We start from the raw sequence: 9,703 nt of genomic DNA, 5'->3' as shown, positions 1-9,703 counted from the left end.
TGACGTACTATAACAATTTCAGATATCAATGGAACTTAAAGAAGATGACTCCTGTTCAATACAGAAATCACCTTCTCAAAGTGGCATGACCTTTTTTAAAAATGTCCTTTACATAGGGTACAGTTTAAAAAACTGGCTAACCTTATAATACGAACGCACCCGTTAGTTCATTAAGAAGTAGAATTTACTAATTCCTACTTCATTTTTAAAGGGAGTAGATATCATTAACCACTTTAAATAATTCCCCGTTCTTGGAGAAAATTGCACTTCCGTTTGGTATTGCATATGCCTTTCGTTCATTTGATATTATTGAGATGGTCAATGAATGTACATATTGTATGGTCTTAATTAATCTTTATATTACCTATTGTAACAGATATATTTAATTCCTTATTCCCTTTGGAACGATTAGTGATTTTCTGCCCTGCGCCTCGTTTTGTTATATTATCGCTTGATAATTTATTATGTTCAGAAATTATCCTTCCATTACTGGCTGAAATATTAAATCCTATATCATTAAGATCTAATTCATTAGGAAGTGTTATCTTTGCACTGCCATTTGAGAGTTTAATGTTGTTTTTGCCCTTAATATCAGAAAGTACTAAGCTATTTAGGTTACCAGTTTGGTTCTTTATTTTGACTTCTCCATCAACTGTTCCTAATTTTATAGAACCATTCTTTGCCTCTATATTTACGGATTCCCCTTTAAAAGAATCTACATTAATATTACCTACATTCGAACTAAGAGATAATCGGTTTACTTCACTTAAATCTTTAACATCAATGTTTCCGTTTTGGGTTTTAATTTGAACATGTTCTAATAATTTTGCAGGAATGTTCAGTATCAACTTTCCTCTTCTTATGTTACCAGGTAAAATGTACATCCACTTATTTGGAAGAGCCTTCACTTTAATAATGGCTTGATCTTTGTTATAAACTATATCTATTTTAGGGTTTCCTAAAAATGATTTCTGACCTGAATATTCTATATTCATATTTGAATCACCTTTAACAAGGACAATATTAGAAACGTCAGAATCAACAATAATCTTTTCTACGTTTTTTAAGTCACTCTTATACTCAAAATTTTTTTTACTAAGTGCAACAAAAACTCCAGTTATTATCAAAGTCAGAACCCCCATCATAAATAGTTTTCTTTTCATATTTTTCCCCTCTTTTCTAGAAATAATAGTAATTCTCTGTTTCCTCCCAACTGAATATATTTTAGTTATTAAAATATTTATTTACTATAATATATAACTGCTGATATATATTGTCAATTTCTCCATAAAATAAAAAAACAGATTTTATAATCTGTTTTTAGACATTATTAATATTCTATTTTTTCAAATAGTTTATTTATTTCTTCTAAAATACTTGATATTCTCTCTATCTTTTCCTTTGAGAATTTTGAAAATATCGCTTCGACCCTTTCTTCTCCTTTTCTAGTAAGTGAAACCCTTACAACTCTTCTATCGTCTTTAACCCTTATTCTTTCTATATAATTTAAGTCTTCAAGTTTATCGCACATATTCGTTGCTGCACCAGGCGTTAGCATAAATGCTTCTGAAATCTCAGTAATTTTCATATGTCTGTATAATTTAAGTCTTAGTAATAAAAGCACTAAATTTTCTGAGAGATTTTCATCATGAGTAAGTGTTTTCATAAAGTCTTTTGATTTATTTTGAATGTTAAACATTTCGGTCATTAGAATACGAACAACATCGTCTGAGGACTTTTCTATCTTAATCACCCCTTAAATAATTTTAGTATGTAAAATATATTTATATTATAATTTATAATCGATAAACATTTTAAAAACTATATATATTTATTATACTAGTACAAGGAAAAATAATCTATTCATTAATGTATACGGAATCCTACCCCATCGCCATCAAGCTAAAGTGAATTTATATTAACATAACGAAACAAACGCTATTCTTGTAGAAAATATACAGGAGGATGGCGTTGTCACCTTCCTAACGAATATTCCACTTCATCATAATAATTATTTCCAAGATAAACATGTTTTCTTAATGAACTAAACTGCCCCGTTAGTTCCATAAGAAAAAGCTGCCTTAAAGACAGCTCCAATCTTCAGCTAACGCACTTTGTCACTCTATTTTTTTCCATTTTTAAAAGCATTCATAATAACATTCGTAAATATTTTTCGAAGTTAACTCCTTCTACTTTAGGAATTTGCTCCAAGGAGGAATCATTGATAGCCTCTGTCAGGAATGCCACTGCGAGCTGTACGGATTTTTCTAGGTTCTCTCCACGCATCATGCTTCCCATAATCACAGATGCAAATAAATCACCAGTACCTGAATAGCTTTCACCGTTATACTGCGTCGCACTATAGAAGGTTCTACTTCCGTCCAAATACATATTTCCGATAAACTGCTTCTCTGAATCTGCTGACGGTGGATTCATTCCAGTGATGATAACCTGAGCTCCCGTTTCTTGCTGCAACATATTCCCGGCTTCTTCTATCACTTTAATATAGTCCTCTTCGTTTGAATAGCTATGCAGCTTTTCATAAGACAATCCGGTTAATAAACAGCACTCTGTAACATTTGGTGTAATGATATCTGCACGCTTCACCAGTTCTCTCATAAGAACCAGTAATTCATCGGTAAAAAGTTTATAGACTTCTCCTATATCCCCCATTACTGGATCAACAAGTAAAATGGTTTCTTTTGTATAAAATTTATCTAAAAAATGAAAAATATTATTAATTTGCTCTTCACCAGTAACGAAGCCGGTATAGATTCCATCAAAGGTTACATTAAGCTTGCTCCATTCTTCTATGAAGTATTTCATTTTGGATGTAAAATCTTCACAAAAAAAACTTGGATATCCGGTTTGCGCAGTCAATATGGCCGTTGGTAAAGGGCATGCCTGCACGCCCATGACCGAAAGAACCGGAATTGCAGCTGTTAATGAACATTTTCCAAAAGATGATAAATCCTGTAGTACAGCAACTTTTTTCATAATTACCTCCATATGGCCTATCCACTTTAAACTTTATTTATCTTATCATAAATCAGCTAAAAACAGTCATCTCCTCTCTCTTGTCAATACGTATAATATCTGTATTTTTTATCAACTGACCCCATAGTTTTTTAATAAATTGACACTTTTATAGACACCAGTCTTTTGCTAAAATCATAGGAAAATTCTAGTTAGGAAGGTTTACAGACATGCAAAATACACAAAGTTATTCAAGGTCAAGTCAAAAAACTATGGATTTAATTATTACCGCAATGTTGATTGCACTTGTGTTCCTATCTACTTTCTTTTTGAATATTAAACTGCCAATTGCCGCAAATGGAGGGTTAGTTCATCTAGGAACAGCTATGCTTTTTATTGCATCTATTTTATTTGGTCCTAAAAAAGCAGCTCTTGCTGGTGCGATAGGAATGGGGTTATTTGATATAGTTGGAGGGTGGGCATTGTGGGCACCTATCACCATTGTGGCGCGTGGTTTGCAAGGATATATAGTTGGTAAAATCGCTTGGTCAAAGGGTCGCAACGGTACTAGCATTGCTTTCAATGTAATAGCAACAATCGTTTCCATTCCATTTATGATAGCTGTTTATTATATTGGTGAAGGGATCCTATACGGTAATTGGATTGCACCTTTAGCTTCGATACCTGGAGATCTCGTTCAAAATATATTAGGAATTATCGTTGCCGTTCCAGTTAATGTGGCTTTGAAAAAGGTTCCTTATTTTAAGTAAATTCGCTGAAAAACACCCTTTATTTTTGATGTTAGTTTTTGATACCCTGACAATTAAATAAAAAGGCAGCCATTAAGACTGCATTGCGGATTTTTCCAACATGTTCGATTTTTCGCTCTAATCCGTAATCTTGATTTCTCTTTCTTCTTCTTGTATTCACCTTCTTTTTAACTGGCTAATAAAAGTTAATGGGCACTAGAACTACATGAATATTTCACCCAATTTATATTATTTAATCTTTGCATATAACGTGGAACTCCTGTAGCAACCAGTAACAACTGGCTAACCTTATAATACGACGCACCCGTTAGTTCAACCAGAAAACATTCTTCTCTATTGCGAGATAAGGTATTTTTCTTTGAAGATTGGACTTAATTCACTCCATACATCAAATTTATTACCATCTAAATCGAAGAAAATAAAATTTTCCCCTGAATGTCCTCTATCTTCAATTGCACTAACTTTAATCTGTTTATGGCTAAAATCTCTATGTATAGCTTCTAAAGCATTTATTCCATTAACTTCAAAAGTTATAGAAAAACGCTCAACACCGTAAATATCATAGAAATTTGAGCTTTGATTTTCTTTAGATTTAACAAGGAAAATACTTTGGTTCGCAAAATTAAGAATTGCTTTGTCTTCGTCTTTATAGCTTAACTCTGCCCCCAATTTGTTTACATACCATTCAGAAGAAAGTTCTACATTTGAAACTGGGATATAAGTAGTTCCTACCCTTAATAATTTTTTATTCACACTGTTCGCCTCCTTTAATCACTTAAATAAACTCATTCTCCACTTATATATCTTTCCCCTTTTAATTATCCATAATTGCCCTTTTGAATTTTCAACTACCCAGCCCCTTTAGTTCCAAAAGAAATAGAGCTGCCGAAGCAGCTCCCTTATTGAAGAAATGCACCCGTTAGCTGAATAAAAAACACTTTATTTAACTAAACTCAAGTTCATTATTTCTGATATTTTGTATTTTGCATTGCCCACAAAACCCAAAAAGCCATAATTACATTAATAAATATTAAATTCAATGTCATTCTTTCATGAAGAACCATTGAAATAACATCATTAACAATTAAACTAACTAATGTTAATAAAACACCTATTAACAATGCATGAATAGATAGTTTTAAAATCTTCACTTTTGAAAAGCTTAATAAATTCATTATTTATCTCACTCCTTAAACAGCATCGTAAGCATATTTACTCTCCAATAGCTCCCCCAAACTTTTCTGTCTTTTTGAAATTCGGCTAATCCCATCACCCAAATTAGTGCCCCAAGGAAAAACAAATAATACGGCGTTAATAAATCCAGTGTTCGAGTTATTAGAATATAACCTGATAGAACAATAACCATTATTGTTAAGAGATTCTAACCATTTTCAAGAATATATTCCCCCAAAAAAAAATTAGGTTCTGTACAATTACTGTTTCTCTTTCAATCATACCATTTCACATCTTTCCATTTGTGTAAAAGTGGAAATCCCTTATTAAACTAACTTGCCCGATGCATAAAGAAAAAGAGCTGCCTTAAAAGACAGCTCCGATCTTTACTAACTATTAGCATTTGTGGTTATGAAGAATGCTGGCACATCTTACTGAACATCATTAGTTAAGCGACCGATGTTCTCGACTTCAACAACGACCTCATCCCCCGACTTGATCGGGCAGCTGCCAGATGGTGAACCCGTGGCCAAAATGTCACCTGGCTCCAGTGTCATTACCTGTGAAAGCCAGCTGATTAGAAACGGAATGCTTAGAGACATTTCATTGGTGTTTCCGTCCTGGACAACGCGGCCGTTTAAAGTGGTCACAATCCGCAAATTAGTGGGATCTACCCCGGTAACGATGCACGGTCCCAAAGGTCCGAACGTATCAAATCCTTTGCCCCGCGTAAACTGTGGATCTTTTTTTGTAAGATCTCTTGCTGTGACGTCATTAAATATCGTGCAACCGAACACATAATCAAGCGCATCTTCTTCTTTGATGTTTTTTCCGCGCTTTCCAATCACCAAGGCTACTTCCCCTTCAAGTTCAACTTGGTTGGATAGCTCGTTTGGCGGAAGGATAATTTTCTCCTTGTCTGCAATAAGCGAAGATAACGGCTTTAAGAATAGAAATGGTTCTACAAGGTTCGCCTCTCCCCCTGTTTCCTTTGCATGACCTGCATATGTCCAGCCGAAGTTAACAACTTTCGAAGGTTTTACAGGTTCCAGAATTTTTACGTCACTATATTTCAGCTCTACCCCGTCATACTTTATTTCCTTGTTGACAAGTTCAGCAAAACTGCTAGACAGTTGTAATATCTTTTCATCCTCAACAATACCGTAATGTATATTGCCCTGTTGATTCTGATAGCGAACTATTTTTTGTGTTTTTTGTAGCACATGCATTATGAATAAACTCCTTTGATGATTAAGATTACCTCAGATAAAATAAAATCCGATTCTCCTATACTATAACATGTCTGTTCTTTTACGTGAAAAATGAGCTCTCGTCGCAACCCTCTCTTCAACTGAACCGACCTTTAGTTCAATAAAATTAAATTATTTAACTATGTATTTTATGGAACCTACAATTTATTTATAATCTGTGTATTGCCTTATATAGGCTGCAATAAATCTTCCGATTGGCAGCCCTAGTAATACATTCCCCATGAAATTCTCACTTCATTTCATGCATACAATTGCAACTCATACACCCTATTACATTCATCTTGGTGCTTATTGATTATCTCAAAATATGAAAACTTTTGTACTGGTAATTCGTCCCTGTCCAGCAAACCTGCCTTGTTAGTGCCATAATAAAAAGGCTGCCTCAGCAGCCTTCCTTGTTTGAAACAATCACCCGTTAAATTAAGTGGAAAACTTCACATTTACCCCTGATAAGGGAGCATGAAAGTATTCGCGCTTTTATGTATCTGTACTTATTTCTTCCCATTCTTGATCCATATAATTTACTAGCCAATTAAGAGTGTAGTGTCTTTCATATACAACGCCTTCATCTAGAGAGGATGGAACTTCCAAATGATTTATTTGGGCTTCCCGTACCGCCCAATGCGCTCTATAAATAAAATCAAGGCTATCTAATATATCACTGGATGGTTTTATAGAGGATTTATCAAGCAACTCTTTTTTAGAATGAAGAAAAACCGTCTCAAAAACATATTCAGCATTACACGTATCGGCTGGAACATCTATATCGGATATTAGATTTACAGACCAAAGCAGAAGCCAAATACATTCCAACTTCCAAGAGTACTGGATCAGCTCGTTCTGATTCAGATGTTTTTTCATTAAAAACTTTTTTTCTTCTTCTGTGAATAATTCGTTAGCATTATATCTTTCAATAAATTCCTCAATTTTTTCTAACGGAGCCTCCATAGCTTTCGCTGAGACTATCGCTAATGGAATAATTCTGTTAATGATCTCTTCTTTCGTTCTAAGAGAAACTTCTTCTTCATTTTCCGTTAAGGGTAAATGTTTATTTATTGGTACCTTTAGGGTCTTTAATATTTTTTCCGATCTTTTTTTTCTATTTTTCGAACTTCTCATTCCGCACCTCACTATTAGGTAAATCCCGTCATCCTTAAAACTATTATTAGGAAAACTTTCCACACACTATCTTTTATTATACCATTAATCCCAACTTCCCTGAGACTTTAGTTGCATAAAAAAAGCTGCCTTATGACAGCCCATTTTTAAAGCTAACGCACCCACTAGTTTAAGCGTGAATAATCGTCCAGACCTCCCCTTCAGGAAATCCACTTTTAGTCCCCTTAAATAAAAATAGTGCCAACTTCCCTAAAGAAATCAGCACTTCGATTATTCACTATGTTATCGTGCAGCTTTAGGCGGTTGGCACACGTCACATTTACGTTGTTTATTATTCTTAAACTTCGTAAACGTTTTTTCAAAATTGCTACCACATGTACATTTAAATAGTAACTTTTGAGAAAAACCGTGATATTCCGTCGTTAGCAACTTACTTTCCGAATTGTTCTCAACAAATTCTTTAATTTTGCCAATCGTCCATTGTTTATTCAATCTCTTACACCTCCATATTTTATCGCTATGCGGAGGCTTTACTTGGCATCCGTCCAAAAACAGTAATTATCTTAAGTCATTCATTATAACATGCGCTGGGACTCAATAATACAGATGGATGCATCTTCTTAAACTATCCTGCCCCATTTGTTGCAAACAGAAAAAACTTCACCAATTCACCTTATTGCCTTATTTCCGCCATTGCTTTTGTCATTTAATTTTTCTAAAACTGATTTCAATTCAACTAAGCTGTTAATGATGATATCTGCTTGCGCAAGCTCATTTTCTTGAGCAAAATCAAAATTACACCCTACCGCTACTAAACTATTATCTTTTGCTGCTTTAATATCTGATAAGCGATCTCCAATTACAGCACCTTTTTCAACATTATATTTGTTCACTATTGTATGTACTAAATCTGACTTATTTTGAGATTGTATTTGTTGTATACTAAATGTTTCCGTAACCCAATTATCTAAATGATAATACTTTACGATTGCATTTAAATATTCTATTTGCCCATTGCTTGCTATGTATATTGCACAGTCATTATCTTTTAAATGGTCAAAAACTTCCTTTACATCCGGATATAAAGCACCCTTGCCTACATTAATATTAGTAATTAATTTCTCGTGGAATAATTCATTTGCTTGTTGTCTGATTTCGCTCGAATGTTCAGGTAATAAGGTTTCCCATACAACTGGTAAAGGCACACCCATAATTTCCCGGTATTTTTCAATGGGCGTTTTATGCTCCCACAAACTCAAATTCCTCAAATGATCAAATGTTTCTTGAAGGGATATTTCTAAAATTTTATCTGTTTGAAATAATGTACCATCCATATCAAAAATCAATGATTGTGTCATTTTCTTCCCCCTTTGCAAAAATGAAATTTACCAAACATATTAATATTTAACTTGCAATATTCTGTTTTCCACACAATGAGCTGCCAAGGCAACTCCTTATTGAATTAAAGTGCGGCGTTAGCTTAAAAGCTTTATCTAATAAACGGTTTCCAATTAGGGTCTTTTATATCTTTCTTATTTGGCTTTCTTATATTTCATACAATCACCTCTTAGTTGTTTGTTATTCTTTTTTCTTTTGATAAAAGCATCATTTTCTGTCCTGCTCCATGCTTTTTGCTTCTTCCGTTCGGTTCTTTAAACTAGACCTAAAATCCAAAAGTGCAAGTGAAAGCAATGATCGATTTGGTAGTATATTTAGGCTCTTTTTTAAAAGTCCTTAGACTTACCTTTCTTTTGTTCGGATAGGGCAGATAGAATCGATGGTTCGCCTTGATTCCCCAAAAATTTCTTAGTCAGACTTAACCTAAGAACAATTTTATAAACGATCGTGGCTGAAACGATACTGATGATGGCTCCGACAAGAACATCTGCTGGATAATGGACACCTACCCAAATTCGCGAAATACCTACAAGTACAGCCAAAATCACCCATAATATCCCCCAACCCCTTTTGAACAACCAGAAGGTTATACAAAATGAAAAGAATATGATCGTATGGTCGCTTGGAAAGGAATTATTGACTGCTTTTTCAACTAACCTATTAACGTTTGGCAACTCAGCAAATGGTTGATTATTCGAGTGGAATTGCCCTGCTATTTTTGCCAATAGTTCCGAGATAACCAATGTAATAAATGCACAGATTACCATGATTCTATTTTTATTTCTTCGAGAAAACAAAAACATCAGGACCGCCAATACTAAGAAAAAAATCATGTATTCAGCGATGAATACAAAGAAAGGATTTAAATCCGTGTATTGTTTACCTAGATTATTAATCATTCTAAACAATGTACTATTCATTTCGGACAAAGCCATTGAAAAATTCCTCCTGATTGTATTATCACTTTAACTTTATTAAATTCCATTATGTAAATAA

12 protein-coding genes are annotated in these 9,703 nt (G+C 33.9%); 2 read left to right on the top strand and 10 right to left on the bottom strand.

Going from position 1 to position 9,703, the window contains the following annotated elements; all coding sequences use genetic code 11:
- The coding region (locus tag N0M92_RS26225; protein WP_260288566.1) for an IS3 family transposase at positions 1–89 on the top strand (89 nt) is incomplete at its 5' end.
- A 255-nt stretch (positions 90–344) separates the two neighbouring features.
- Here N0M92_RS26225 and N0M92_RS26220 read toward each other — a convergent pair.
- The 3 genes from N0M92_RS26220 to N0M92_RS26210 form a co-directional block, all read right to left on the bottom strand.
- Positions 345–1,163, bottom strand: a complete 819-nt coding sequence (locus tag N0M92_RS26220) for a DUF4097 domain-containing protein (RefSeq protein WP_260288563.1) — start codon at positions 1,161–1,163, stop codon at positions 345–347.
- Positions 1,164–1,330: 167 nt separating this feature from the next.
- On the bottom strand, positions 1,331–1,708 hold the full coding sequence (locus tag N0M92_RS26215; protein ID WP_260288562.1) for a MarR family winged helix-turn-helix transcriptional regulator: 378 nt from the start codon (positions 1,706–1,708) through the stop codon (positions 1,331–1,333).
- Between the two features lie 440 nt (positions 1,709–2,148).
- On the bottom strand, positions 2,149–2,997 hold the full coding sequence (locus N0M92_RS26210; protein ID WP_260288561.1) for a pyridoxamine kinase: 849 nt from the start codon (positions 2,995–2,997) through the stop codon (positions 2,149–2,151).
- Positions 2,998–3,206: 209 nt separating this feature from the next.
- Here N0M92_RS26210 and N0M92_RS26205 point away from each other — a divergent pair, with 209 nt between their 5' ends.
- Complete coding sequence (locus tag N0M92_RS26205) at positions 3,207–3,746, top strand: ECF transporter S component (protein WP_260288560.1); 540 nt, start codon at positions 3,207–3,209, stop codon at positions 3,744–3,746.
- Between the two features lie 333 nt (positions 3,747–4,079).
- Here the strand turns inward: N0M92_RS26205 and N0M92_RS26200 are convergent, their stop codons facing one another.
- From N0M92_RS26200 to N0M92_RS26170, 7 genes are all read right to left on the bottom strand, one after another.
- Positions 4,080–4,499, bottom strand: a complete 420-nt coding sequence (locus N0M92_RS26200; protein WP_260288558.1) for a VOC family protein — start codon at positions 4,497–4,499, stop codon at positions 4,080–4,082.
- A gap of 209 nt (positions 4,500–4,708) precedes the next feature.
- On the bottom strand, positions 4,709–4,921 hold the full coding sequence (locus N0M92_RS26195; protein ID WP_260288557.1) for a hypothetical protein: 213 nt from the start codon (positions 4,919–4,921) through the stop codon (positions 4,709–4,711).
- 429 nt (positions 4,922–5,350) lie between these two features.
- Positions 5,351–6,148 carry a fumarylacetoacetate hydrolase family protein gene (locus N0M92_RS26190; RefSeq protein ID WP_260288556.1) on the bottom strand — a complete coding sequence of 266 codons (798 nt, stop codon included), beginning with the start codon at positions 6,146–6,148 and terminating at the stop codon, positions 5,351–5,353.
- Positions 6,149–6,667: 519 nt separating this feature from the next.
- Positions 6,668–7,309 (bottom strand): DUF4272 domain-containing protein, encoded by a 642-nt coding sequence (locus N0M92_RS26185; RefSeq protein WP_260288555.1) that lies wholly within the window; start codon positions 7,307–7,309, stop codon positions 6,668–6,670.
- Positions 7,310–7,591: 282 nt separating this feature from the next.
- Entirely contained in the window at positions 7,592–7,801 is a 210-nt protein-coding gene (locus N0M92_RS26180; RefSeq protein WP_076370451.1) for a hypothetical protein, read from the bottom strand.
- A 176-nt stretch (positions 7,802–7,977) separates the two neighbouring features.
- Complete coding sequence (locus tag N0M92_RS26175; protein WP_260288554.1) at positions 7,978–8,667, bottom strand: HAD family hydrolase; 690 nt, start codon at positions 8,665–8,667, stop codon at positions 7,978–7,980.
- Between the two features lie 366 nt (positions 8,668–9,033).
- Positions 9,034–9,642 (bottom strand): undecaprenyl-diphosphatase, encoded by a 609-nt coding sequence (locus N0M92_RS26170; protein ID WP_260288553.1) that lies wholly within the window; start codon positions 9,640–9,642, stop codon positions 9,034–9,036.
- Between the last annotated feature and the right edge of the window lie 61 nt (positions 9,643–9,703).

Source organism: Peribacillus aracenensis (genome assembly GCF_025175645.1).
Taxonomy (GTDB): domain Bacteria; phylum Bacillota; class Bacilli; order Bacillales; family DSM-1321; genus Peribacillus; species Peribacillus aracenensis.
Note: the sequence above shows the minus strand (reverse complement) of the source record. Positions and strands in the feature narration are given on the sequence as shown.

What these genes read in the sequence shown, in the direction of transcription:
- N0M92_RS26220 (WP_260288563.1), bottom strand. Translation starts at nt 1,163, where the DNA reads ATGAAAAGAAAACTATTTATGATGGGGGTTCTGACTTTGATAATAACT.
- N0M92_RS26215 (WP_260288562.1), bottom strand. Translation starts at nt 1,708, where the DNA reads ATGACCGAAATGTTTAACATTCAAAATAAATCAAAAGACTTTATGAAA.
- N0M92_RS26210 (WP_260288561.1), bottom strand. Translation starts at nt 2,997, where the DNA reads ATGAAAAAAGTTGCTGTACTACAGGATTTATCATCTTTTGGAAAATGT.
- N0M92_RS26205 (WP_260288560.1), top strand. Translation starts at nt 3,207, where the DNA reads ATGCAAAATACACAAAGTTATTCAAGGTCAAGTCAAAAAACTATGGAT.
- N0M92_RS26195 (WP_260288557.1), bottom strand. Translation starts at nt 4,921, where the DNA reads ATGAATTTATTAAGCTTTTCAAAAGTGAAGATTTTAAAACTATCTATT.
- N0M92_RS26190 (WP_260288556.1), bottom strand. Translation starts at nt 6,148, where the DNA reads ATGCATGTGCTACAAAAAACACAAAAAATAGTTCGCTATCAGAATCAA.
- N0M92_RS26185 (WP_260288555.1), bottom strand. Translation starts at nt 7,309, where the DNA reads ATGAGAAGTTCGAAAAATAGAAAAAAAAGATCGGAAAAAATATTAAAG.
- N0M92_RS26175 (WP_260288554.1), bottom strand. Translation starts at nt 8,667, where the DNA reads ATGACACAATCATTGATTTTTGATATGGATGGTACATTATTTCAAACA.
- N0M92_RS26170 (WP_260288553.1), bottom strand. Translation starts at nt 9,642, where the DNA reads ATGGCTTTGTCCGAAATGAATAGTACATTGTTTAGAATGATTAATAAT.